Raw genomic sequence first — 24133 nt, 5'->3', positions numbered from 1 at the left:
CTGGTGAGGGCCCTTACTTCGTGTAGCCGATGTCCTGGAAGCGCGGCGTGGCGAAGCCGAAGGCGCCGACGTTGGCGAGCGACTTCTTCGTGGCGACCAACTCGGGCCGCTGGTAGAGCGGAATCGATCCGGCGGCCGCCCAGATCCGGGCGTCGGCCTGCGCCATCAGCGTGCGCGCGGAGCCCTCGTCCAGCTCGGAGGTGGCCTGGTCGAAGAGCTGGTCGATGTGGTCGGTGCCGACCCGGGTGTAGTTCTGCTCGACGGTCAGCGAGCCGTCGGGCGCGGGCTGCGGCTTGGCGTAGATCGGCCGGGCGTCGGTCGCCGGGTAGGCGCTGCCGGGCCAGGAGTACAGCGCCAGGTCGTAGTCGCCGGAGGCGATGTGGTCCTGGAAGTAGCTGGCATCGGAGACCCGCTGGAGGGAGGTCTGGATGCCGATCTTGCCGAGCATGGCGGCGATCCGCCGCCCGACGGTGCGCAGCTGCTCGGAGCCGGCGCCGTCGGGGAGCACGAAGCGCAGGGTGAGCGGCCTACCGTTCTTCTTGACGGCGGCGGTCCGGGCCTCCTTGTGGCCGGCCGGACGTGGTGCGGCCGCCGCGTCACCGGGCCGCTCGGCGGCCGCGTGCCGGTGGCCCGGGTGGCCGCCGGCCCCCGGCAGATGCGGGGCCTGTCCCGTCTCGATCAGCTCGGCGGCGCCCAGCGCCTGGGCCGCGCGCTTCTTGTACCGCTGGTACTTGGCGTACGCCGCGGACTCGGTGTCACCGTTCGCCTCGTCCTTCTCGCCGGCGGCCGCCTCCTTGTAGAACGAGGCGCTCTGCCGCAGCAGGGCCGCTTGCTGAACCTCGGAGCCGACCGCGCCGGTGAAGGACAGCGGGGCCTGGGCGGCAGCGGGCCGGACGCCTTCTTCCTGGTCGCCCCTGGCGGGCGGGGCGGCGTGACCGCGGCCGGAACGTGCCGGGTTGCGGTCGTCTGCGTCACCGTCCGCGCGGTCACCGGCGGACTCGTCCCCGTAGCGGTCGTCGGACGGGTCGAAGCCGTCCTCGTCCCCGTCGGCGCCGTGCCGTGCGTCAGGGGCCGGTGCGCCCGCCTTCTCGCCGGCCTGCTGGCGGTCGGCGCCCTCGCTCTTCCAGCCGGCGTCCGCGAGCAGCGCCTTGGCCGCCCCGGTGTCCTGGCCGCCGAGCGCGTCGCTGTGGTCCTGGTAGCCGTACTGCTCGGCCATCAGCAGATGGCTGCCCAGCGGCCTGGACGGCAGGTCGAGCGGCTTGAGGACGGCATCCGCGAGCGCCTGGCGGTCGATGGCGCGGGCCACCGCGCGGCGCACCCGGTCGTCGGCCAGCGGCCCGCTGCTGCCGTTCAGGGCGAGCTGCGTGTAGGCGGGCTCCAGGGCCTTGCGGACGGTGTAGCCACGCAGCACGCTGTTCTCCGCGGCGGCAGCCTTGGCGCCGGACCGCTGCCCGTCGCCCCGCGGGCCCGCGTTGCCGTCGCCGGGCTTCTTGGGTGCGCCGGACGCGGCACGGCGGGCGGACGCGACGCGCTTCGCGGCGACCTGGTCGACCGCGGCGACGTCAATGCTCCCGTCGGCGAGCGCCGCGGCCCGCTTGTCGCCGGGCAGCGACTCCAGCACGATCTTCTTGAGCATGGCGGGCTCGCCCCACCACTTCGGGTTGCGGACGAGGACGACGCGCCCCTCCTCGGCGTCCCGTTTCTGGACCAGGAACGGCCCGGCGCCGACCTTGAGCTGCTCGCGTGCGCCGTCGTTGAAGGCGTCGGCGCTGCCCATCACGCTCTTGGGGTAGAGCGGGGTGAACAGGGACCGCCAGTCGGCATAGGGCCGGGCGAAGGTGACCTTGACCTCGTGGGCGCCGGCGCCCTGCTCGACCTTGCCGATCCGGTCGTAGCCGGCGTTGCGGGCGGTCCAGAACGCATTGTCCTTCCCGCGCAGCGCGGACCACTGGGCGATGAAGTCGGCGGCGGTGATCGCCGTGCCGTCGCTCCAGCGCGCCTTGGGGTTGATCTTGTACGTGACGATCTGTTTGGGGTCGCGGGTGCTGATGTCCGCGGCGTCCAGGTAGTCGGCGTTGCGCTGCGGTCTGCCGCTCGCGTCGATGGTGAACATGCTCGGCAGCACCGCGTCGGCGATCCGCGTGGTGGTCGCGTCGGCGTCGGACTGGAAGGTGTTCAGGGTGCCGGGCATCGCATCGACGGCCCAGCGCAGGGTGCCGCCGTTCTTCAGCTCGCCGCGGGGTGCGGGGGCGATGTCCTGGGACGTCGCGACGGAGGTCTCCCGGGCCTCGTCGCTGCATCCGGCCAGGGCCGGCAACGGGAGCAGCACGCCCGCCGCGACGAGCGCGGCGCAGCGGCGTCTGCGGCACGCCGCGCGGCGGCCTGCGGGGTGGTCGTGGTCGGTCATGACGGTTACCTCCGGGCTCGCCCGCGCCGCGCCGCGCGCCGCCTGGGGCCTGACCGGCGCACCACGTTCGGCCGACTTTGCGGCTCATCACATCTATGGCTCCCCCACTGAAGGCGACCGCGCCCGGACCGGCCGCCCGACACGTCGGCCACGCCGCCAAGGCCACCCGCCCGGCCCAACAACAGGCCCCTGACAAGGGCGGAAACGGAGCCGTGCGGGGATGCGGACAGTCCTGCACACCAGCGCTTCCCGTACCGGCGTTCGAGGTACGGCGGGGCGCATGGTTGCCGAAACGCACCGGTTCGAGTCGTAATCGCGCCCGACCCCTTCCCAACGCCTACTGTGACGCGCGACACTCTCGGGCGCATGAGATCGCCCACCACACCTTCAAAAGTGAGGGCACGTTATGTCCCTTCAGGACGAGTTGACGGCGGTTGAACGCAGCCTGGACGGCCTGGTGCGGTCGGTGGGAAGGCTGGAGACGCAGCTCGGCGGCGGCCTGGACATCCGCCGGGTGCGCAGCGACGCGGACCATCTGCGCGAAAGCCTCACCCTGCTGAAGCAGAGCGTGGCGGCCGGTCCGCCCCGCCGTCAGGCAGCCGTCATCGGGGAGATGGTGACGATCCCCGACGCCCCCTACGACGCGGCGCTGTGGACCGACGCCGAGGACGAGGGACTCGGCTCCAGGAACGGTCACGCGCCCTGACGCCGCCTCACGACCCCGCCGTCCGCCCCTCATCCCGTTCCGCCCCGCCCCGGCGGTGCCCTCGCCACCCCCGCCCCGACGGAGCGCCCTTCACGGAGACCGACGTTGGCCACTGGCACCGAACCCTCCTCACCAGCCACCGCGACCGGCGTGCACACCACCTCGCGCGCCGCCATCCCCGCCCGCCATCTGCGCACCGACCGCTGGTGGCTGGCGCCGGCCGGCACCGCCGCCGGGCTGTTCGCGTTCATCGTCTACTCGACCTGGCGGGCGTTCTCGAACGCCGACTACTACCACGCGCCCTATGTGTCGCCGTTCTACTCGCCCTGCCTGGCGGAGAACTGCCGCACCATGCGCGGCGGCCCCAACTGGGAGATCTTCGGCAGCTGGTGGGGCCTGTCCCCGGCGCTGCTCATCCTGATCTTCCCGCTGGGCTTCCGGCTGACCTGCTACTACTACCGCAAGGCCTATTACCGTGGCTTCTGGGCCTCGCCGCCGGCCTGCGCGGTCGCCGAGCCGCACAAGAAGTACACCGGTGAGACCCGCTTCCCGCTGATCCTGCAGAACATCCACCGCTACTTCTTCTACTTCGCGGTGCTGGTGGCGGGTGTGCTGACCTACGACACGGCGCTCACCTTCCGCGACGAGCACTACGCCTGGGGCCATATGGGCCTGGGCACCCTGCTCTTCCTCGTCAACATCGTGCTGATCTGGGCGTACACCCTCTCCTGCCACTCCTGCCGGCACATCATCGGCGGCCGGGTGCGGCACTTCTCCAAACATCCGGTGCGCTACCGGCTGTGGGGCTGGGTCGGCAAGCTCAACGAGCGGCACATGCTGCTCGCGTGGTCCTCGCTGATCAGCGTGGCCGTCGCGGACTTCTATGTCTTCCTGCTGGCCGGCGGGGCCGTCACGGACCCGCGTTTCTTCTGACGACAGCATCTCCTAAGGAAAGGTGTGCCCTCTGATGGCGCATGTGGACCGGCAGGCATGGGACGTGGTCGTGGTGGGCGCCGGCGGCGCCGGACTGCGCGCTGCCATCGAGGCCCGCGAGGCCGGCATGCGGACGGCCGTGATCTGCAAGTCCCTGTTCGGCAAGGCCCATACGGTGATGGCCGAGGGCGGCATCGCCGCCAGCATGGGCAACGCCAACGAGCACGACAACTGGCAGGTCCACTTCCGCGACACCATGCGCGGCGGGAAGTTCCTCAACCAGTGGCGGATGGCCGAGCTGCACGCCCGCGAGGCCCCGGACCGGGTGTGGGAGCTGGAGACCTGGGGCGCGCTCTTCGACCGCACCGCGGACGGCCGGATCTCCCAGCGCAACTTCGGCGGCCATGAGTATCCGCGCCTCGCGCACGTCGGCGACCGTACGGGCCTGGAGCTGATCCGCACCCTCCAGCAGAAGATCGTCTCGCTGCAGCAGGAGGACGAGAAGGAATCCGGCGTGTACGACGCCCGGTTGAAGGTCTTCCAGGAGTGCACGGTCACCCGGGTCCTCAAGACGGACGGCAAGGTCTCCGGCGCCTTCTGCTACGAGCGGGAGTCCGGCCGCTTCTTCGTTCTCCAGGCCCCGGCGGTGGTGCTGGCCACCGGCGGCATCGGCAAGTCCTTCAAGGTGACCTCGAACTCCTGGGAGTACACCGGCGACGGGCATGCGCTGGCGCTGCTGGCCGGGGCGCCGCTGATCAACATGGAGTTCGTGCAGTTCCACCCCACCGGCATGGTCTGGCCGCCGTCGGTGAAGGGCATCCTCGTGACCGAGTCCGTCCGCGGTGACGGCGGGGTGCTGCGCAACAGCGAGGGCAAGCGCTTCATGTTCGACTACATCCCGGACGTCTTCAAGGAGAAGTACGCCCAGACCGAGGACGAGGGCGACCGCTGGTACGAGGACCCGGACAGCAACCGCCGCCCGCCCGAACTGCTGCCCCGCGACGAGGTGGCGCGCGCCATCAACGCCGAGGTCAAGGCGGGCCGCGGCTCCCCGCACGGCGGTGTCTATCTGGATGTCTCCACCCGGATGCCGGCCGAGGTGATCAAGCGCCGGCTGCCGTCGATGCACCACCAGTTCAAGGAGCTGGCGGATGTGGACATCACCGCCGAGCCGATGGAGGTCGGCCCGACCTGTCACTACGTGATGGGCGGGGTGGACGTGGACCCGGACACCGCGGCGGCGGCCGGCGTGCCGGGCCTGTTCGCGGCCGGTGAGGTGGCCGGCGGGATGCACGGCTCCAACCGGCTGGGCGGCAACTCGCTGTCCGACCTGCTGGTCTTCGGCCGCCGGGCGGGCCTGCACGCGGCCGAGTACGCGGCATCGCTGACCGAACGGCCCACCCCCGACCCGCTGCAGATCGACGCGGCGGAGGCGGAGGCACTGCGCCCCTTCAGCGCCGAGGTCATCGAGGCGGAGACCGGCCGCGAGCCGGGCCCGGCGGAGAATCCGTACACCCTGCACCAGGAGCTCCAGCAGTCGATGAACGACCTGGTCGGCATCATCCGCAAGGAAAGCGAAATGTTCGAGGCCCTGAAACGGCTGGCCGATCTGCGGGTCCGGGCCCGGCGGGCGGGCGTCGAGGGGCACCGGCAGTACAACCCGGGCTGGCATCTGGCCATCGATCTGCGGAACATGCTGCTGGTCAGCGAGTGTGTGGCACGGGCGGCGCTGGAGCGCGAGGAGAGCCGGGGCGGACACACCCGCGACGATCATCCGGCGATGGACCGCACCTGGCGCAACATCAATCTGGTCTGTGAACTCGCCGATCCGCAGGGCGATGCACGGGCCGCCGACGCGGCGCTGGGCCAGATCCGGCTCTCCCGCCGCGAGACCCCGCCGATCCGCCGCGACCTCCTGGAACTCTTCGAGAAGGACGAGCTGGCGAAGTATCTGACCGACGAGGAGCTGAGCCGGTGAGCGTGTCGCAGGAAGAGCAGCAGTCCGGCGTCTACCAGGCGCACTTCCGGGTGTGGCGGGGCGACACCGGCGCCGGGGGCCTGGAGGACTTCACGGTCGAGGTGCACGACGGCGAGGTGGTGCTCGACATCATCCACCGCCTCCAGGCGACCCAGGCCCCCGATCTCGCCGTGCGCTGGAACTGCAAGGCGGGCAAGTGCGGTTCGTGCAGCGCGGAGATCAATGGCCGGCCGCGGCTCATGTGCATGACCCGGATGTCGGTCTTCGAGCGTACGGAGACGATCACGGTCACGCCCATGCGGGCCTTCCCGGTGATCCGCGACCTGGTCACCGATGTGTCCTTCAATTACACCAAGGCCCGTGAGATCCCGGCGTTCGTGCCGCCCCCGGAACTGGGCCCCGGTGAGTACCGCATGCAGCAGGAGGACGTGGGCCGGTCACAGGAGTTCCGTAAGTGCATCGAGTGCTTCCTGTGCCAGGACACCTGCCATGTCGTCCGCGACCACGAGGAGAACAAGGCCGCCTTCGCCGGTCCCCGCTTCCTGATGCGGATCGCCGAACTCGATATGCACCCGCTGGACGCGGCACCGGAGTCCGGTCTCGACCGCAAGGCCACCGCACAGGACGAGCACGGACTCGGCTACTGCAACATCACCAAGTGCTGCACCGAGGTCTGCCCCGAGCACATCAAGATCACCGACAATGCGCTGATCCCGCTGAAGGAGCGCGCCGCGGACCGTAAGTACGACCCGCTGGTGTGGCTCGGGAACAAGATCCGGCGCCGTAGCGAATGACCGGGCGGGGCGAATGACCGGGCGGGGCGAATGACCGGGCGGGGCGAATGACCGGGCGGGGCGGGCTGCGGGGTGCGGGCACCCCGCAGCCCGCAGCCGGCCCCCTCCTCAGAACAGACTCAGCAGCGCTTCCGCCGGGTCCACCGCCGCCGACTCCCCGTCCGGCAGTTCGAGTTCGAACCACACGGTCTTGCCGCGCGGGGTGCGGCGGCTGCCCCACCCCTGGCTCAGCAGCCCGACCAGCTGCAGTCCGCGGCCGCCCTCGTCGGTGTCCCGGGCGCGGCGGCGGCGCGGCTGGGCGAGATCGGCGTCCCAGACCTCGCAGACCAGGGTGCGGTCCAGCAGCAGCCGCAGCCGGATCTCGCCGTGGCCGTGCCGCAGCGCATTGGTCACCAGCTCGCTGACCAGCAGCTCCGTGGTGTCGACCAGCTCCTGCAGGCCCCAGTCCGTCAGCTGGTCACGGGCCAGCTCACGGGCGCGGGCCACCGAACGGGCCTCCGGCGCCAGACCCCAGTCGCCCACCGCGTCCTTGGGCAGCCCGTGCACCCGTGCCATCAGCAGCGCGATGTCGTCCTCGCCGTGCGAGGTGTCCATGGCGCTCAGGACCTGGTCGCAGGCGTCCTCCAGCGGGCGGTCGGCGTGCGAGAGGGCCGTCCGGAACGCCTGCAAGCCCTCCTCCAGCGGATGGTGCCGGGACTCGACCAGGCCGTCGGTGTACAGCGCCAGCAGCGCCCCGTCCGGCAGCTCGACCTCGATCTCCTCGAACGGTTCGCCGCCGACGCCCAGCGGCATCCCCGGCGGTACGTCGAGCAGCAGCGCGTCCTCGCCGTCCTCCACCACCACGGGCGGCAGATGCCCGGCGTTGGCGAACGTACAGCGCCGGTTGACCGGGTCGTAGACGGCGTAGACGCAGGTGGCGAGGTAGACCTCGGAGAGATCGGCGGTACGGGCGGAGCGGCGCGGCTCCCCCGCGGCGTCGGCGGCCCCGGACCGGCTGCGGGCCGAGCGCGCGGTGGACGACCGGCCGTCGCCGTCACCGCCGAGCCCCCGGGCGATCTCGTCGAGGGCCGAGAGCACCTCGGCCGGCTCCAGGTCCAGCAGCGCCAACGTCCGCACGGCGGTGCGCAGTTCCCCCATGGCCACGGCGGCGCGCAGCCCGCGCCCCATGACATCGCCGACGACCAGCGCGGTGCGGTGGCCCGGTAGCTCGATGACGTCGAACCAGTCGCCGCCGACCTCGGTGGCGGTGGTGCCGGGCAGATAGCGGCAGGCGATGTCCAGACCGGCGGCCTCGGGGTCACCGGGCGGCAGCAGGCTGCGCTGCAGTATCAGTGCGCGCTCGTGCTCACGGCGGTAGAGGCGGGCGTTGTCGATACAGACCGCGGCGCGCGCGGCCAGTTCGACGGCGAGGGCGGTGTCCCGCTCCCCGAACGGCTCGCTGCCCTTCGTACGGGAGAACTGCACCAGTCCGACGACGGTGTCCCTGGCGACCATCGGGACGGCGAGGGTGGAGTGCACCACCGCGCCCAGCTCCGGCCCCTCGTCGCTGTCCCGGCCCGGGATGATCTGGGCGTGGGCGGTCCGCAGGGCGCCCGCACAGGGGGAGTTGAAGGGGTAGCGGTGGACGGCGCCGACCGCGACCGGGCCCGACGCGTCGCCGGGGACACCGGGTGCGGTGGCGAGCGGGGCGTCCGACACGGCACTGGCGAAGGCGACCCGGCGCAGCTCCGCGCTGCCGTCGCTCATCCCGGGCCGGGCCTCGTCGCCCGACAGCAGGCCCTGGTAGAGGTCCACCGAGGCCAGGTCGCAGAACTGCGGTACCGCGACGTCCAGGAGGGTGCGGGCGGTGGTCTCCAGATCGAGGGAGTTGCCTATCCGGGCGCCGGCTTCATTGAGCAGGGCGAGGTTGCGGCGGGCGCTGGCGGCCTCGCGCTCCGCCCGCCGGCGGCCGGTCACATCGGCGGCCAGCGCCGCGACGCCGATCGGGCGGCCGCTGGCGCCGTGCAGCCGGTAGAGCGACACCGACCAGCGGCGGCGGTCCTCCTCGCCGGGCGCCATGCCGACCAACTGCATTTCGGTGACCGGCTCGCCGGTCTCCAGGACGCGCCGCAGCGCGGCGGTCATCCGCTCGGCCTCGGAGCGCGGCAGGAAGTCCTGCGGGCCGCAGCCGCGGTACTTGCCCGCCGGGCCGCCGAAGACCGTGGCGAACCGTTCGTTGACCCGCAGCAGCTTCAGATCCGTACCGAACAGGGTGAAGCCCATGGGAGATTGACCGAAAACGGCCTGTGAGGCGGCGAGGTCGGTCTCGATGCCGCGCAGCGCCCGGACGTCGACCACGAGACAGACCGCGGCCCGCTCGCCGTTCTCGTCGCGCGAGGGCATCACATAGATCTCGGCGAGCCCGTCGGCGTCCGCGCCCTCTTCCCTGCGGTAGGGCACCAGGCCGGTCCACTCCCGGCCGTCGAGTATCTCGGACACCTTGCGGCGCCCGGTCGCCCGCAGCTCACGGGGGACGAAGGCCTCCACGGGGTCCTTGCCGAGGGCGTAGCGCGCGGGGATGCCGAGCATGTGCTCCGCCCGCTCGCTCCACTGGTCGATCCGCCCGTCGGGGCCGAGCGAGAAGGAAGCCACGCGGATGTAGTCGTAGATCGACCCGGGCCGGCTGCTCTGCCATATCGGCGGGCCTTGCAGCTCGCGCGCGCGCGGAAGGCCAGCTGGTTCACCGGAGCCGTCCGCACCGCCCTGACCATCGGCCTGTGCGGGTTCTGCCCCGCCAGATGACATCTCGCTCACGAGCCCCGTCCCCTCCAGCTCATCGTGCCCGGACCGGACCAGCCTGAGTATCCAGCACCTCGGCTATCCGGAACACGGTCTTCACGATCACAGCACAGTCTCGATCGCAGCCCACCCACAGGATGTCGATGAATTGGCAACGATCAGTACCCCACCTGTCTCCTAACCAGCCACCGACAGCTCGAACCACACTGTCTTGCCACTCTTTCCGCGACGGGTCCCCCAGCGCCGCGAACTGCATGCGACCAGCTGCAATCCACGGCCTCCCTCGTCGTCGGGAGCGGCGTCGCGCTCCTGTGGCGGGTCGGGCAGCGGATCGGAGACCTCGACGAGCAGCCCGTCGGTTTGCAACAGCACCATGCGGACCCCGATCGGCCCGCTGGCGTGCCGCAGGGAGTTGGTGACGAGCTCGCTCACGAGTAGTACGGCCATATCGGCGGCGCCGTTCAGCCCCCAGTCGTCCAGCACCTGCCGCACTGCCGTGCGGGCCGTGCGCACCGCACCGGGGTCGGCCGGAAAGCTCCATTCGGCAGTGGGTGAGCCGGAGACCTTGGCGCGCCTGCGGACGTTCCCGGGACCCGACTCCGGGGCCCCTGCCGCTGCGCTGTCGCTCACGCCGATCACATCCCAGCCCGATGGCATCCCGTCGTCCTGTCTGCAACGAGGGGGTCAATCAGGGCATACCCGATATCCAGGCCTCAGTACCGCCTGCAACGGTGCACTGTGGCACAAATGAAACATATCGGCGCACTGGGGCAGGGCAGCCGAAGCGGCGGCCGGGGAGGCGCGCCAAAGAGCCCCGTGCGGGTCGGCGGGAGCGGTCGCGCGGACCGGGGAGCCGCACACCCCGGCGCGGGCCGCGTACGGGGCGGTGCGGGCCGCGTACGGGGCAGTGCGGGCCGCGTACGGGGCAGTGCGGGCCGCGTACGGGGCAGTGCTGCCGCGTACGCTCCGGCCGCACGCTCGGCTCTCCCGCATGACGGCCGACGGCCCTACGGGCTCTACGGCCGCACGCCCGCCGCCCCGGCCGTCGACGCCAGCCGGCGCATCGCCTCGGCGACCGCCGGGCGGTCCTGGTCCAGCCAGTCGACCTGGGACTCCTCGCCGGGCAGCAGCCAGCGCAGCTCATCGTGATCCTGCAGGGGCCGCGGCACCCCGGACACCAGCCGGGCCGTCCACACCTGCAGGACATAGCCGGGCCGCAGCACCCATTCGCCCGGAATCCGCTCCAGGACCGCGGCCTCGACACCCAGCTCCTCGCGCAGCTCCCGCTCCAGCGCCTGCACGGGTGTCTCGCCGTCCTCCACCTTGCCGCCGGGCAGCTCCCAGCGGCCGGCCAGAGCGGGCGGTGCGCTGCGCCGTGCGGCCAGCAGCCGCCCGCGCTCACACACCGCTCCGCCCACCACTACGCGCACGGTCGTCATGCGCGGCAGCCTACGTCCCCCGTCTTTGTCCCGCTCCCCGCCCGCCGCTCCTCAGGTCGCCGCCCGGTCGGCCTTCTCGACCACATAGAGCTGCTGGTGGCCGCGCGTTTCAAGCCGGTCGGCCACCCGCTCGGCCTCCGCCCGGGTGGCATAGCGGCCCACCCGATACCGGTTGCCGCCTTCGTCCTGGCGGATGACGAGCCAGGGGAGCACGGCTCCACCGTCGGTCATTGCACCTCTCCGTCCGCCATGTTGCGCGCCGTCGCACGCCCCTGGTCTGCTGATGCCGAAATCGCAATCCGCATATGCCCGAGCCTACGCCCGACCTTTACTCACCGGAGATGGATTTACACAAAGAGATACCGAACCGGCCACCCGCGGGCCCCGGCGTACCGGAAGCGGCCTGCGAGTGGCCGGTGGACCCGAGGAGCTCGGGCGGTGTACGGGTGGTGCGGGCGGCTCAGGCCCCGACGGGCGCCTTGGCCTCTTCGGCCTCGGCCTTCTCCGCCTCCTGGAGCTCGGCCTCGACCTCGACCAGCGACGGGTTGCGCCAGGAACTGCGCACGCCCCAGTAGTAGAAGGCGAGGCCGATCAGGGCGACCAGGACGATGTCCCAGCCCTCCGGCAGATAGCCCTTGCCGCCGAAGTCCTTGCCGCCCAGGTACGAGACAGCGGCCATGACCAGCAGATACGCCACCATCCAGGCACCGGCCTTGAGGTGCGGACGCAGACCGGCCCACGGCTTGCGGCCCTGGGTCAGCGGCTTGCCGATCTCGTACCAGGCCCAGACCGGCAGCCCGACGGCCATGATCAGGATGACCTTGCCGGTCAGCGGCCAGCGGCCCCAGTACAGCACCAGCGAACCGAAGACCATCGCGATCGGCGCGATGACCGGCATCGCCCGCAGCTTGACCGGGCGGGTGAGGTCCGGCGAGAGCCGGCGCAGCGACATCACGGCGACCGGACCGGTGATGTACGAGATGACCGTGGCGACCGAGACGATCTCGGCGAGCGATCCCCAGCCGCGGAAGACCGCGAGGAACAGGAAGGCGATCGCGAGGTTGAGCAGCAGCGCCGGGCGCGGCACACCGGTCTTCTTGTCCACCTTGCCGAAGATTCCGGGCAGATGGCCGTTCTCCTGCACGCCGTGGATCATGCGCGAGGTGGTGGCGGCGTAGATCATGCCCGTACCGGACGGCGAGACGAAGGCGTCCGCGTACAGCAGCAGCGCCAGCCAGTTCAGGCCCCAGGCCACCGCGAGGTCGGCGAGCGGCGAGTTGAAGCCGAGCGAGGCCCAGCCGCCGCCGGCGGTCAGCTTGTCACCCGGCACCGCCATCAGGTACGCGACCTGGAGTGCCACATAGATGACCAGCGCGATCACGATCGACCAGATGACGGCCTTGGGGAGCGACTTGCCGGGGTTACGGGCCTCGCCGGCCATGTTCAGCGGGGACTGGAAGCCGTTGTAGGCCCAGACGATGCCGGAGACGGCGACGGCGGTGAAGACGGAGCTCCAGCCGTTGGGCGTGAAGCCGCCGTGGTGGACGATGTTGCGGGTGTCGAAGTGCGCCAGCATCAGCGCACTCGCCGTCAGCACCGGGACGACGACCTTGAAGACCGTGATGGCCGTGTTGGTCTTCGCGAACAGCGAGATCGCGAACCAGTTGAGGAAGAAGTAGAAGATCAGCAGGACGCTGGCGAGCCCGACGCCGGTGCCGGTCAGCTCCGTGCCGTCGTAGAGCGCATGCGCCCAGCCGAAGCTCCAGGAGCTCATGTACTGGACGGAGGCGGTGGCCTCACCCGGGATGACCGAGACGATCGCGATCCAGTTCGCCCAGGCCGCGAGGTAGCCGGCGAGCGAGCCGTGGGAGTACTGGCCGTAGCGGACCATGCCGCCGGCCTTCGGGAACATCGAGCCGAGTTCGGTATAGGTGAGCGCGATCGTGAGAGCGACGAGCGCACCGATGATCCAGGCGAGGATCGCGGCCGGGCCGGCAATGGCCGCGGCGCGTTCGGCCCCGAAGAGCCAGCCGGAGCCGATGATGGACCCGAGACCCGTGGCGGTCAGGGCGATGGTCCCGAGGGACCGGCGGTAATTCGAGTGCGAGCCCTGCTCCGCGCTCGGGGTCTTCGTTGTGGTCACGTGCTGGTCTCCTGGTCTTCCCCCGTGCCGTGCACAAACTTCGCCATCGTAAGAGCGATTCGGGGCTCCGGCTTCCCACAGCTGGTAAAAAAAGCCGCCCAGTTGAGGGTCTGTGAGTTATCCAACACAAGATTCCAGCCAATTTTCCAGGATGAAACCGAGCAAATCGGACACGTGGCTGAGAACCAAGGCCGAACTCAGGGCGTCTCGCGCACGCGCACAGGAGGGAAAGGGAGAGGGCTGCGACTACTTCACCGGCAGGTGGTAGGCGACCCGGTAGCGGTCCGCGAGGGTGACGACATCGGCCGTCTCGACCGGCCTGCCGCCCGCGTAGTACGTACGCGAAACGACCAGCGCCGCATGTCCGGGCACTCCGCCCAGCGTCATGGCCTCCTCCGCCAGCGACGGCCGCGACCCGACCTCCTCGACGACGTTGTCCACCACCACATCGATGGCCGCCATCCGCTCGACCACCCCGCGGCCCGCCAACGGCCCCTCCTCCGGAAGCATCACCGGCGTCCGCCCCGTCACCTCCAGGGGCTCCCAGGACGTCGAGAGCATCGACGGCTCGCCCTCCGCCCGGAAGACGTAGCGCGTCCGCATCACCTTGGCGCCCTGCGGGATGCGCAGCCGGGCCGCGACCGCCGAACCCGCCGCCTCCTGCTCGCTGCTGGACTCCCAGGTGCCCCGCACCCGCTCGTCCGTCTGCTCCTGCCGGAACGGCGTACAGCCGCCTGCCGCATGGAAGCCGACGCGGGCGATACGGCGCGGCACGGGCTGCTCGCGCACATAGGTGCCCGACCCCGAGCGGCCCTCGACCAGCCCCTCGGCCATCAGGACCTTGCGCGCCTCCAGGGCGACGGTGTCCGAGACCCCGTATTCCTCGCGGATGCGCGCCTGGGACGGCAGGCGGGTGTGCGGCGGAAGCACCCCGCTGACGATCTTCTGGCGCAGGTCGCCGGCGACGCGGAGGTACGCGGGCTGCTCACCGAAAGGCACATGCCCCTCCCAACAGCTTGACAGTCAGCAACAGCGTGGCAACCGCGCGTTGCCGACCGCAAGCTTGGGCCAGATATTCACCTGATGTGATGAAACCCAGCTCAGCCCGTGTAAAAGGCCGGGAACCGGCACCGGAGCCCCTCGCCACCCCACCCCGCGCCACCCCACCCTTTCCTTCCACCCGGTAGCCGCCCCCCATACATGTCACGATCGAAACGGGACCACGTTCGAAGACGGCGCCCGAAACGCCGCTCAGCTGACGGAAGGCGGCACCCGGCGCCCGGCGCCCACCACACGGGACGCGGAATCAGGACGGGAAGGAAGGGATCCCATGCCCGCCGAACCCCATCTCTCCCCCATGCCCAGGGACTGGCAGCGGGCGCTCGCTGTCGTCGCCCACCCCGACGACCTCGAATACGGCGCCGCGGCCGCCATCGCCGAATGGACCGCCGCGGGGCGCGAGGTCAGCTACCTCCTGGTCACCCACGGTGAGGCCGGTATCGACGGGCTCGCGCCGGCGGAGTCCGCCGTGGTCCGCGAGACCGAGCAACGGGCCGGCGCCGCGCTGGTCGGTGTGCACACCGTCGAATTCCTCGACCACCATCACGACGGCATCATCGAGCCCGGCCGGCCGCTGCGCCGCGACCTGTCCGCGGCCGTCCGGCGCCACCGCCCCGAGCTCCTGCTCACCCTCAACCACCACGACACCTGGGGCGGCGGCCACTGGAACAGCCCGGACCACCGGGTGGTCGGCCGTGCCGTCCTGGACGCGGCGGGCGACGCGGGCAACCGCTGGATCTTCCCCGAGCTCGGGGCGAAGGGCCTGGCGCCCTGGAACGGCGTCCGCTGGGTGGCCGTGGCGGGCTCCCCGCACCCCACGCACGCCGCCGAGGTCGGCCCCGGCATCGACCGTGCGGTCGCCTCGCTGGCAGCCCACGGCGCGTACATCAAGGGCCTGCGCGGCGCCGGACAGGACCCGCGCGACTACGCCCGCACCTTCATCGAGCAGATGCTGCGCACCGGCGGCGAACGCTACCGGGGCCACCCGGCCACGCTCTTCCAGCTCTTTCCCCGCTGAGGCGGGTCCGCAAGGAGGGCAATTCCCGGCACCCCGGGGTCGCCGGGTGGCGTACGTCGGCTGCCCCGCGCGACCTCGGGCTCCGCGGTCCCATCCGTCGATATCGCGGCGGTATGCCCCTTCCCTAACCTCGTGCCGTCAACGCAACACCACCACGACGAAGGGACGTTGCGTCATACGCAAGCTCATGGCCGCCACCGCGGCCGTCGGCGCCGCGCTCACGCTCGGCGCCACCGCGGGCACCGCCGACGCCGCCGGCACATCCGACCCGTGGACCGAGCCCTGGAAAGAGAGCGTCGCCGGGGCGCACGGATCCGGCACGGTGACCACTGTGTGGCCCTGACGCGACAGCCGGACGCCCGCCAATCGGCCGTCCGACCCTGGGGGCCGGAGCCCGGACTCCACCCGGGGAGCCCCGGCCCCGCAGGCCCCGCCCCTCCCGGCACCCGGAGAGCCCGCGCGAAGTCCCCCGTGCCACCACCGGCCACACCCCTCATTGGCCCGCACCCTCGACCTTTCACCTACCTTCACCCACCTTTGCCTACTTTTTCCCACTCCTGCCTTATACCTATCTTTCGACGCCACGCCGGGAGTCCGGTGCACACCCGGGGCAGCACGGGCCGGGGCAGCACGGGCCGGGGCACCGCCGACCGGGCCGGTTCTGTGGGCCGTCGGTGGCACAGCGGGCCACGTCCGCTGGCGCCTACCGTCGAACTCCCCCTCCGCGCTGAACAATCGCCCTGGCCAGGACGTACGCACGCGTCTCAGCTGACTGAGGGGAACGACCGATGGACGGAGCGGGACAGCCGGATCGCAGGGCGCTGCTCGCCGGCGGACTATTCGTCGCCACGGCGGCACTTACGGCGTGCTCATCGACAAGCACCGACCCGTTGCCGGCCGGCGCCTCACCGCAAGGGCGGCCGGCTTCGCCACAGGGGCAGCCGACTCCACCACCACGGCCGACCACGCCCGCAGCCGCCTTCACACGGCTGATGGACGGCAACGAGCGCTGGGTGAGCGGAAACCTCCAGCATCCCGACCGGGACCCGGACCGGCGCCAGTTCGTGGCCCAGAAGCAGCAACCCTTCGGATCGGTCCTCTCGTGCATCGACTCCCGGGTGCCGCCCGAGCTCCTCTTCGACACCGGGCTGGGTGACCTCTATGTCATGCGCACGGGCGGTGAGGCGGTCGGCCCGGTGGTCACGGGTTCCGTGGAGTACGGGCCCATGACCAGCGGCACGCCGCTCATCGTGGTCCTGGGGCACCAGCGTTGCGGCGCCGTCGAGGCGGCGTACAAGTCGCTCAGGGACGGCAAACCACTGCCCGGCAACCTGGAGGCGATCGCCAGGGCACTGCGGCCGGCATACGAGCAGACAGTCCGCAAAGGCGGCGGTGCCGACCCGGTCGACACCATGGCCCGCGCCCAGGTCACACTGACCGCGGCCGACCTGCGCTCCAACCGGGACCTGGCACCACTCGTGAAAAAGGGCACCCTCGCCGTGGTCGGCGCCTACTACTCACTCGACACCGGCAAGGTGGAAGTCCTGGCCGGCGCACCGTCCTGACCGCCCGGACGAGACGGCCACCCATACGAGACGGACACCCGTACGAGACGGACACCCGTGGTCAGGCCGCGCCCAGCACAAACGGACATGCGCGGTCAGGCCGATGCGCACAAACGGACTTGCGTGGCCAGACCATCGTGCACGGACGAAGCCGCCCCGGAGGCGCCCCGGAGGCGCTCCCCGGCAACGGCGGGCCGACGCCACACCGGCACGGAACGACGGAACCACGGAACACGGACGGGGCCGGGCTCGCCTGAGCCCGGCCCCGTCCGGCCTGCACACACGCCGGACGTCCTCACGTGCCGGACGGCCTCACATGCGGATCGCACCGTTCACACGTGGAACTCCACCACAACCCGTCTGACCTGCGGAAATGCTAAGTCATCCCAGCACCATCCCAGCATGGGATTTACGACAAAGTACAACTGCGCTCAGGACCGCCAACGCTACACAACAGCGGAAGCAGGTGACGGGGGTACGGCTGCATGAGTGTGCCGTCGTTTGCGATCTCGGAGGCGACCATGGTCATCCGGAGCGGGATCGCGGCGGTGCTGTCCGCCCCGGGCTCTCACCACCTGGCCCACATACCGGCGAGGCCGTGCCACCCTGTGCGATCCCGAATCCATTCCACTGCTGCGGGAACCCCGCATCCTGACGTCGCTCCAGGGGAAGTGCAGGGGACCCCCTCAGCCGCCTGCGCAGTCCGGAGGGGCCTCCCCCTACTGACCTCCTACTGGCGCAGTGCACCGGCCGTCAGACCTCATCCTCTGCCTCTTCGCCGTGGATGCGCTGAGCCAGATCCCACAGGCTCAGGCCCTCCGACTGATACCAGCGAGCCGTTCCCTGATTGGCCACGGGCCGCTCGTCCCAGTCGGCATCCGCCCACATCTTCGACACCAGACCGGACGGCGAGTACTGCTGCTCGTCGTACGCCCACAAGATCGGCTTGGTCCGGTGATTAACCCAGGTCGCCTGGCGTCGCCTTTCGTCTTCAACAAGCCACTCTTCCATGGCGTCACGCTCGGGCTCGTTCAGGGCTTCGTACCGGAGGGGGGCTCCATCCTTGATGACACGCCGGTCGACCAGGAGCGGCACGGTGTTCGGGCGACGCGGCTTGCGCTCCTTCGTGGGAGGTTCGGGAACGGCGACGCCATCGGCCAGATCGCCGAGGACACGCTTCGCGAGTTCCGTACATGTCTCCGCGGTCTGGAAAGCAGTCCTGATTTGGGGACGCGGCCCGTAACCGGTCACGATCTGATGGGTCAGCCGACGGACCAGTTCCGGCACCAAAGCAGGAATCTTCTCCAGCACCTCGCTGTCCCAGTCGAAGTCGGGGTCATCAATACTCGAGGCGCCGAGATGCTGGAAAATCAAGTGGGTTACGAGAAAGCTCCCATGCTCCGTGGTCGCAGCCTCGCGGCTGTTCCCCCCACTGCCCAGCTCGTAGACTGCGCTCCTTGCCGCGCGCAGCGTGAGTACAGAGCGCCACACCTTCTGCGGGGAGGGTTCGCGTTTGAACAGCACGGTGTGGCTGCCCTTGGAACCTTGCTCCCAAAGATTCTCCGTGGAGCTGGCAGCCCGGGCGGCCTGTTCTGCATCCGGATGCAGGCAGGCAAGGGCGAGGGCAAGTTCGTCCAATGAACAACCGGTCTCGGGTGCAGCGACCGGCTCACCCCTCTTGATCACGTACTGCTTGCGCAGCTCGGCGCGCAGGTTGGCCTTGATCGCCTGGTGTACGGGTTCGAGCGCGATGTGATCGCGCTGTTCAATGGCGTTCTGCCGATTCGCTGCCTGCGAGACCTGGACGCCGAACTTCCGGTCCTCATATGTATTGATGACCTTGATACTCAGAGCGGCATGGGCCGCAGCCTCACCGTCATCATGCATGGCTCTGGCGACTGCCCGTACCGTCTGAGCACCGTTGACGATGCTCGCCCCTGTCACGGTGAGAGTGGTCGGCCTGCTCTGCGGTGCCTTGGCGCTGTCGTGCTTCGCCGTAAGCGAGTCGCAGATCATGGTGATGCCGTTGTTCAAGTGCCAGAATCTGGTGGGATCGGACGTAAGAGTCTGACCAATCTCCGCATTGGTGACGGTGGTCCCGAGCGGAGCGCGGAGATTCTGCTCGAACAGACCGGTACCGTGCGTCTCGTACCACTCAGCGACGCTCTCGGCGGAGACCGTGCCCTGATACGCCTCGAGCGGTCCTTTTTGCTGGTACCAGTCGTCAAGACGTACACCTAGGCGGATCGGCTCCGGCCGAAGGTCCGCATGAATCTGATCGTGGAAGTCCGCGGCGTACAGCACCTCGACGCTCAATCGGGCGCCGTGCTTGTTGAACTCCTCGAGGGCATTGTCGAGAACCTCGCATGCGGGCGGAGAGGGCTCCACGGTACCCATCAGCGCGATGACCAGAATGGCTCTCTCGTTGACGATAAGCGGCCTGGCCTCCAGGGCCAGGGCGCCCGCACGTTGGTTGAACTGGTCGTACAACTCGTTTTCGATCCGGTTGAGACCATCCACCATCGCCTTGGCCGCATCCACATCGAACGTAGCCGTGCCCTTATCGCTCCACTTCGCTTGGACCAGCAGAGCCTGACCACTCTCCGGCAGGGGGGCGATGGCATCCATTCCTTGATCCGCGATGCCGTCCGTCACGAACCGGGCTGCCTCGGCCACGCTGCACTTGGCCACGCGTCGTACCGCCAGGGCTGCGAGGGCACGGGAGAGGAAGCGCTGTTCGTAATTGCCCCCACGGAAGTGGGCAATATCGCTGTCATCTATCACCCCGTCAAATGTCTCGTGCAGCTGCTCGCGCACCTGCGTTACCTGGCGAGGTATGTCCGCGCCTGAGGTGGCCATTGATGGTCGCCTTCCCACTGGTGGTGTCTTCTTGATCGCCTAGACCTGCGTCTTGATACCCGACCCGTTGCCACGCTGCCGGAGACTGAAGTCCACGACGACCAAGGCAACACCAGCCGTGTCGATCGTGGCTTCCACCCAGCCCATGGCCACCTCGAGGGGTACACGTCGCGCGCCGAGCCAACCGTCGCGCACCAGTCGGGCGAAGTCGGTCGGCACCAGGTGGCGGGTGAGCGCGCCCACGGGTGGGCCGGGGAGACTGGTCTCCCCGGCGGCCGAGATTGCAGCGGTGACTTGGTCGTAGGGGTAAATCGCACCGGAACTCGTACGGTGCAGAGCCACGGTGAATGGCACCGGCTCATGAATGCGGAGAAAGAGAGGGTCTTCCAGCAAGCTGTAATCGTCAGCACTCTCCCGAGCGCGTCTCGGGAGGCGACGAACACGACTGTGGAACTCATCCAGCCTGTGCCGGGCGTCAGACGAAAAGAGTCCGTTCGGGTCGGGACGCACGTAACGTAGTACGACGAGCGTCTGGGTCTCGACGTGACAGTAGTAGGCGTCGAGGGAGCCCTCCCGACCATCCGCCACCCGCCGATCGGTTATCGACGTGACCTCAAAGTCATAGCTTCGGATACCTCCGCCACTTGCAAACGTTCGGACGACGGTCTCACCGATGCCGCTGAACCTCGCCCCTACCCAGCCACGGATGTCGTCAAGCGTCGGCTGAACTGCAGTCCCTGTTAGCCCGCTGATAAAAGCTCCGTGGGCGGCTGTCTGGTCCCAAAGGTGTACCTCCGAGAAGTCATTCGGGGCCAACCCGGCGATCTTGGCGAAGAGCAGCAGAGCGTCGCGCTCATCACGCCATCGTAGTTCGCCCTCACTCCATCCTTCGGCTTCGTCGAGCAGAGGCATCAGCCTCCGAACTTCGGCCTCGACATCAGGGGAAATCCGCCGCAGATTGGCGAATATGGTGTCGGCGTCGACTGTGACAGGACCACTTTCCGGTAACGATTTGGAGAGGCTGGAGTCTTGCTCGCCACCAGTGCACCAGAGCCCTGAGACAGGAACAATGCCTCGAAAGCTTCGCGCACGGGTGACGACGACCTTCCGGTCGCGGTCGGTCTCATGAGCAGGGCGCACGATTCCCAGCCCCCAGATGCGCTCAGGGTGCTCCCCGCCACCTCCATCACCCTGCTGGCCGGCAGGAGCAAGCAGGATCGCGAGGTGTGACTTCACCTCAGGCCAGGCACGGCAGGGTTGGGAGTAGGACCTTTCCTTGGCGTGATCGGCATCGAGCAGACCGAGCAAGTCGTTGTCAGGGCGCAGAATCGCCAGCCGCGGCGATCTCGCCGGAGACGGAAGGTCTACCCGCCTTGATTGTGCGAATGTCATCTACTCCCCCGAACCACCTGCCACCACACCGAGCCAGGCTCAGGCGGATGGTAGCGCACCAGCTTCAGCTTCCGCCCTAAAGCCGGCCCCCCCCTGAGAAAGCTGCTGGGGTGCCCCGCCAAAAACATACAGCCCATCCCGCACCCGTGTGCACGCCACGAACAACAGGCACCGCTCGGGGGGGGCTTGTTCTTGGGCCTTCCTGTACGAGCGCATCACGCAGAACGTTCTCAAGAGGCGGTCGCATGGCCAAAGCCTAATCCGGAGGGTTCACAAGGACCCGAGGACGAGTTCGCAGGGCTCGATGACGAACACTCAGTCGATGTGCAACTGATCTCCATCTGGCGCTTCCGAAGCCGCGGTCGAAGCCGGATGCCCTGACGTCTTGGACACGTCCCCCTCCAGCGCATAGGCAAGCGCGAGTGCAATCCGCTCGATCCAGTTGAGGGCGTCCGTGACATCAGCCTCGCCGATCTGGCGGCGCTGCTTCAGGTCGCCGTCGATCAGATCCGCGTCATGTGCGATCTGGTTGCGCCGGCGGAGCAGCAGGATGTACTGACCGCGCAGCCGCTTCTCGTCGTATGAAGTGCGGTACTGACTCCACCGGTTGACCCACTTCGCCGCCACCCGCCACACCTTGACGTCGGTGACGAGCGACATCACCTTCGCGATGGCATCAGGGTTCTGCAAGGTCTGGCGGGCGATGTCCTGGCGCACCCGCTCCGCGACCACCTCGGCGGTGGTCGATTCGCCCCGCTGCACCCTCTCCAGGTAGTGCAGCGGCAACGGGTAGTCACGGAGCTTCCGCGGCATGTCCGGGTCGTCCTTGGCAGCTTCCTCGGCGACCCGGCGCAACACCTCTTCCTGCACCCAGTGTTCGAGGGCAGCGATGGACTGCACCCAGGCGGCTCGGTAGAAATCGCCGGTATCGATGCCCTTGGGGCTGAGCACCTCCAGCGCCTGCCCGGCTCGTACCATCTGGCGTGCGTACGACAGGTTCGTGACGAACGACTCGAACTGACGGGTCTGAGGACGTGCGATGGCCATGCATACCTCTGTGCGGCGCGTGGTAGGACGGGGAACTTTGGAACGTGAACTCCTGATGTTCCCTGTACCGCAGAGGTATCAGTCAAGCGGCTTCAAGGATCACGGTCGGTTTGTGGCTCGATCTGATCGGTTCGGCCCTTCACTCTATTGCCGCAGGATTCCGTGACGGCGGGCGAGCAACCATGGCCAGTTGCAGAAGCGTGTGATGGCCGATCAGACGTGGGGCCAGTCCACCGCCGGAGCCGTAGACGACGTAGCAGGATTTGCCATCGGCGCTGTCGTAGGGGATGTAGCGGGGTTTGCCGATGGGTGTCCGCCGTTGTGGCTGTCGCGGCTGCGGCATCATCGGGCCAGCGCCTCGTCGAGACGGAGGCACTTCGCATTGCAGCTCTTCGGCGCCGTGACAACGAACCTTCGGCCGTCGTCAGGCCTCTTCCGCCTCCGTTACGTCCACATCCGCGCCCAGGGACTTCGCGATGGCTGTGAACTCGGCGAGGGCGGACTGAAGATCGCGCACGATCTCCTCGGCGATGACCTCCGGCTCCAGGTCGCTGTCCGCGTTCTCCAGGGCCGGGTCCTTCATCCACGTGATGTCGAGGTTGACCTTGTCGCGCGCCGTCAACTCCTCGTACGTGTATGGCTTCCAGGGGCCGTTGTCGTCCTCATCGGCGACCCGGGCGGAAATCGGCTCGCCCGCCTTGTACTTGGCGACGAAGTCGTCAAGATGAGGGCGGGTCAGCGGGCGCTGCTTCATGGTGAAGTGCTGGCCGGTGCGGAAGTCGTAGACCCAGGTGACGGTGGTGTGCGGTTTGCCGTCGGCGCGCGGGGGCTTCTTGTCGAAAAAGAGGACGTTGGCCTTGACGCCGCCCGCATAGAAGATGCCGGTGGGCAGGCGCAGGATCGTGTGCAGGTCGAACTCGTCGAGCAGCTTGCGTCGGACCTTCTCGCCTGCGCCGCCCTCGAAGAGTACGTTGTCCGGCAGGACGACGGCCGCCCGGCCGTTCACGGCGGTCAGCGACATGATGTGCTGGAGGAAGTTGAGCTGCTTGTTGGTCGTGGTGGCGGTGAAGTCGTCGCGGTCGTACTGGGCATCCTCCTTCTCCAGGTCGCCGTCCTGGCCGATCACGGTGATTGCGGACTTGCGCCCGAAGGGCGGGTTGGCGAGGACGAGTGAGGCGTGCCGGCCGCTCGGCTTCTCTGCAAGCGCGTCGCCGACGTCGATCAGGCTCGGGCCGTCGCTCTTGCCGATGCCGTGCAGGAGCATGTTCATGGCAGCGAGGCGGGCGGTACCGGTGACCAGCTCGTTGCCCCAGATCTTGCGGCCACTGTCGTACGCCTTGCGGGCCTCAAGGTCCATGTCCTTGATGTGGTGCCGGGTGATGTACGTGTGCGCGGCGATCAGGAACCCGCCGGTGCCGCAGGCGGGGTCGGTGATGGTGTCGTCCGGACCGGGCCGGGTCACGTCCACCATCGCGTCGATGAGCGCGCGCGGCGTGAAGTACTGGCCGGCGCCGGTCTTGGTGTCGGACGCCCCCTTGGCGAGCAGCCCCTCGTAAGCGTCGCCCTTGAGGTCGGTGCCGGTGACCGTCCACTCCTCGCGACCGATCAGCTCGACGACCAGCTTTTCGAGCAGCGCGGGCTTGGTGATCCGGTTCTGCGCGTCGGCGAAGATCGTGCCGATGGTGGTGTGGGGCTTACGGCCCAAGTGCTCCAGGATGGCGGGGTAGTGGGCTTCGAGTTCCGCTCCGCGCTTGCTGACGAGGGACTTCCAGTTGTAGTCCTCCGGCACGATGCCTCTAAGGTCGCGGCCCTCCCACGGGTCGGTCTCGATCTCGTCGACCATTTTCAGGAAGAGCAGGTACGAGAGCTGCTCGACGTACTCGATGGTGGACATGCCGTTGTCACGGAGGACGTTGCAGTAGTTCCAGAGCTTGGCGACCAGGGTGTTGGTCTGCGCGGCGGCCTTCTTGGACTTGGGTGTCTCGGTGAGCGGGACGCCCTCGGCGGAGGGGATG

Annotated in this window: 18 protein-coding genes; 7 read left to right on the top strand and 11 right to left on the bottom strand. The window is 69.2% G+C overall.

The window, feature by feature from the left end:
* Nucleotides 1–13 precede the first annotated feature (13 nt).
* The gene (locus ACWGJY_RS15465; RefSeq protein WP_453261305.1) at nucleotides 14–2407 is read right to left on the bottom strand and encodes an ABC transporter family substrate-binding protein; all 2394 of its coding nucleotides are present in this window, start codon (nucleotides 2405–2407) and stop codon (nucleotides 14–16) included.
* Nucleotides 2408–2813: 406 nt separating this feature from the next.
* Here ACWGJY_RS15465 and ACWGJY_RS15460 point away from each other — a divergent pair, with 406 nt between their 5' ends.
* The 4 genes from ACWGJY_RS15460 to ACWGJY_RS15445 all read left to right on the top strand — a co-directional run bounded on the left by ACWGJY_RS15460 (nucleotide 2814) and on the right by ACWGJY_RS15445 (nucleotide 6818).
* Nucleotides 2814–3113: a hypothetical protein gene (locus ACWGJY_RS15460; RefSeq protein ID WP_453261304.1), complete on the top strand. Its 300-nt coding sequence runs from the start codon at nucleotides 2814–2816 to the stop codon at nucleotides 3111–3113.
* A 105-nt stretch (nucleotides 3114–3218) separates the two neighbouring features.
* On the top strand, nucleotides 3219–4046 hold the full coding sequence (locus ACWGJY_RS15455) for a hypothetical protein (RefSeq protein WP_453261303.1): 828 nt from the start codon (nucleotides 3219–3221) through the stop codon (nucleotides 4044–4046).
* Nucleotides 4047–4080: 34 nt separating this feature from the next.
* Nucleotides 4081–6024: a fumarate reductase/succinate dehydrogenase flavoprotein subunit gene (locus tag ACWGJY_RS15450; RefSeq protein ID WP_453261302.1), complete on the top strand. Its 1944-nt coding sequence runs from the start codon at nucleotides 4081–4083 to the stop codon at nucleotides 6022–6024.
* A complete protein-coding gene (locus ACWGJY_RS15445; protein ID WP_453261301.1) occupies nucleotides 6021–6818 on the top strand; it encodes a succinate dehydrogenase/fumarate reductase iron-sulfur subunit in 798 nt (265 codons plus the stop codon). Before ACWGJY_RS15450 ends, ACWGJY_RS15445 begins: the two co-directional genes overlap by 4 nt.
* Nucleotides 6819–6926: 108 nt before the next feature.
* Here ACWGJY_RS15445 and ACWGJY_RS15440 read toward each other — a convergent pair whose 3' ends face one another.
* The 6 genes from ACWGJY_RS15440 to ACWGJY_RS15415 form a co-directional block, all read right to left on the bottom strand.
* Nucleotides 6927–9602 (bottom strand): SpoIIE family protein phosphatase, encoded by a 2676-nt coding sequence (locus tag ACWGJY_RS15440; RefSeq protein ID WP_453261372.1) that lies wholly within the window; start codon nucleotides 9600–9602, stop codon nucleotides 6927–6929.
* A 171-nt stretch (nucleotides 9603–9773) separates the two neighbouring features.
* Nucleotides 9774–10235 (bottom strand): ATP-binding protein, encoded by a 462-nt coding sequence (locus ACWGJY_RS15435; RefSeq protein WP_453261371.1) that lies wholly within the window; start codon nucleotides 10233–10235, stop codon nucleotides 9774–9776.
* Between the two features lie 377 nt (nucleotides 10236–10612).
* Nucleotides 10613–11035: a (deoxy)nucleoside triphosphate pyrophosphohydrolase gene (locus ACWGJY_RS15430; protein WP_453261300.1), complete on the bottom strand. Its 423-nt coding sequence runs from the start codon at nucleotides 11033–11035 to the stop codon at nucleotides 10613–10615.
* Nucleotides 11036–11086: 51 nt separating this feature from the next.
* Nucleotides 11087–11266, bottom strand: a complete 180-nt coding sequence (locus tag ACWGJY_RS15425; protein WP_453261299.1) for an SPOR domain-containing protein — start codon at nucleotides 11264–11266, stop codon at nucleotides 11087–11089.
* A 229-nt stretch (nucleotides 11267–11495) separates the two neighbouring features.
* Complete coding sequence (locus tag ACWGJY_RS15420; protein WP_453261298.1) at nucleotides 11496–13178, bottom strand: APC family permease; 1683 nt, start codon at nucleotides 13176–13178, stop codon at nucleotides 11496–11498.
* 246 nt (nucleotides 13179–13424) lie between these two features.
* Complete coding sequence (locus tag ACWGJY_RS15415; protein ID WP_453261297.1) at nucleotides 13425–14177, bottom strand: GntR family transcriptional regulator; 753 nt, start codon at nucleotides 14175–14177, stop codon at nucleotides 13425–13427.
* 331 nt (nucleotides 14178–14508) lie between these two features.
* Between ACWGJY_RS15415 and ACWGJY_RS15410 the strand changes: the two genes are divergently transcribed.
* The 3 genes from ACWGJY_RS15410 (at nucleotide 14509) to ACWGJY_RS15400 (ending at nucleotide 16820) form a co-directional block, all read left to right on the top strand.
* On the top strand, nucleotides 14509–15255 hold the full coding sequence (locus ACWGJY_RS15410; RefSeq protein ID WP_453261296.1) for a PIG-L deacetylase family protein: 747 nt from the start codon (nucleotides 14509–14511) through the stop codon (nucleotides 15253–15255).
* Between the two features lie 187 nt (nucleotides 15256–15442).
* Entirely contained in the window at nucleotides 15443–15598 is a 156-nt protein-coding gene (locus ACWGJY_RS15405; protein ID WP_453261295.1) for a hypothetical protein, read from the top strand.
* A gap of 649 nt (nucleotides 15599–16247) precedes the next feature.
* The gene (locus ACWGJY_RS15400; protein ID WP_453261294.1) at nucleotides 16248–16820 is read left to right on the top strand and encodes a carbonic anhydrase; all 573 of its coding nucleotides are present in this window, start codon (nucleotides 16248–16250) and stop codon (nucleotides 16818–16820) included.
* Nucleotides 16821–17573: 753 nt separating this feature from the next.
* On the opposite strand, the gene ACWGJY_RS15395 is transcribed toward ACWGJY_RS15400, so the two are convergent.
* The 4 genes from ACWGJY_RS15395 to ACWGJY_RS15380 all read right to left on the bottom strand — a co-directional run bounded on the left by ACWGJY_RS15395 (nucleotide 17574) and on the right by ACWGJY_RS15380 (nucleotide 24132).
* A complete protein-coding gene (locus tag ACWGJY_RS15395; RefSeq protein ID WP_453261293.1) occupies nucleotides 17574–19637 on the bottom strand; it encodes an AIPR family protein in 2064 nt (687 codons plus the stop codon).
* Nucleotides 19638–19718: 81 nt separating this feature from the next.
* Nucleotides 19719–21071, bottom strand: a complete 1353-nt coding sequence (locus tag ACWGJY_RS15390) for a hypothetical protein (protein ID WP_453261292.1) — start codon at nucleotides 21069–21071, stop codon at nucleotides 19719–19721.
* Between the two features lie 315 nt (nucleotides 21072–21386).
* Nucleotides 21387–22118 (bottom strand): hypothetical protein, encoded by a 732-nt coding sequence (locus ACWGJY_RS15385; RefSeq protein WP_453261291.1) that lies wholly within the window; start codon nucleotides 22116–22118, stop codon nucleotides 21387–21389.
* Between the two features lie 424 nt (nucleotides 22119–22542).
* Nucleotides 22543–24132, bottom strand: coding sequence for a type I restriction-modification system subunit M (locus ACWGJY_RS15380; protein ID WP_453261370.1), 1590 nt, complete (start codon nucleotides 24130–24132; stop codon nucleotides 22543–22545).
* Nucleotide 24133: the final 1 nt, after the last annotated feature.

Source organism: Streptomyces sp. NPDC054765, from assembly GCF_053612065.1.
This window is presented reverse-complemented; position numbering and strand designations above follow the sequence as displayed.

Bases quoted from the DNA above. Each gene is read 5' to 3' on its own strand.
- ACWGJY_RS15385 (WP_453261291.1), bottom strand. From the start codon at position 22,118: ATGGCCATCGCACGTCCTCAGACCCGTCAGTTCGAGTCGTTCGTCACG.
- ACWGJY_RS15425 (WP_453261299.1), bottom strand. From the start codon at position 11,266: ATGACCGACGGTGGAGCCGTGCTCCCCTGGCTCGTCATCCGCCAGGAC.
- ACWGJY_RS15460 (WP_453261304.1), top strand. From the start codon at position 2,814: ATGTCCCTTCAGGACGAGTTGACGGCGGTTGAACGCAGCCTGGACGGC.
- ACWGJY_RS15430 (WP_453261300.1), bottom strand. From the start codon at position 11,035: ATGACGACCGTGCGCGTAGTGGTGGGCGGAGCGGTGTGTGAGCGCGGG.
- ACWGJY_RS15440 (WP_453261372.1), bottom strand. From the start codon at position 9,602: ATGTCATCTGGCGGGGCAGAACCCGCACAGGCCGATGGTCAGGGCGGT.
- ACWGJY_RS15390 (WP_453261292.1), bottom strand. From the start codon at position 21,071: ATGACATTCGCACAATCAAGGCGGGTAGACCTTCCGTCTCCGGCGAGA.
- ACWGJY_RS15400 (WP_453261294.1), top strand. From the start codon at position 16,248: ATGGACGGCAACGAGCGCTGGGTGAGCGGAAACCTCCAGCATCCCGAC.
- ACWGJY_RS15405 (WP_453261295.1), top strand. From the start codon at position 15,443: ATGGCCGCCACCGCGGCCGTCGGCGCCGCGCTCACGCTCGGCGCCACC.
- ACWGJY_RS15465 (WP_453261305.1), bottom strand. From the start codon at position 2,407: ATGACCGACCACGACCACCCCGCAGGCCGCCGCGCGGCGTGCCGCAGA.
- ACWGJY_RS15450 (WP_453261302.1), top strand. From the start codon at position 4,081: ATGGCGCATGTGGACCGGCAGGCATGGGACGTGGTCGTGGTGGGCGCC.
- ACWGJY_RS15410 (WP_453261296.1), top strand. From the start codon at position 14,509: ATGCCCGCCGAACCCCATCTCTCCCCCATGCCCAGGGACTGGCAGCGG.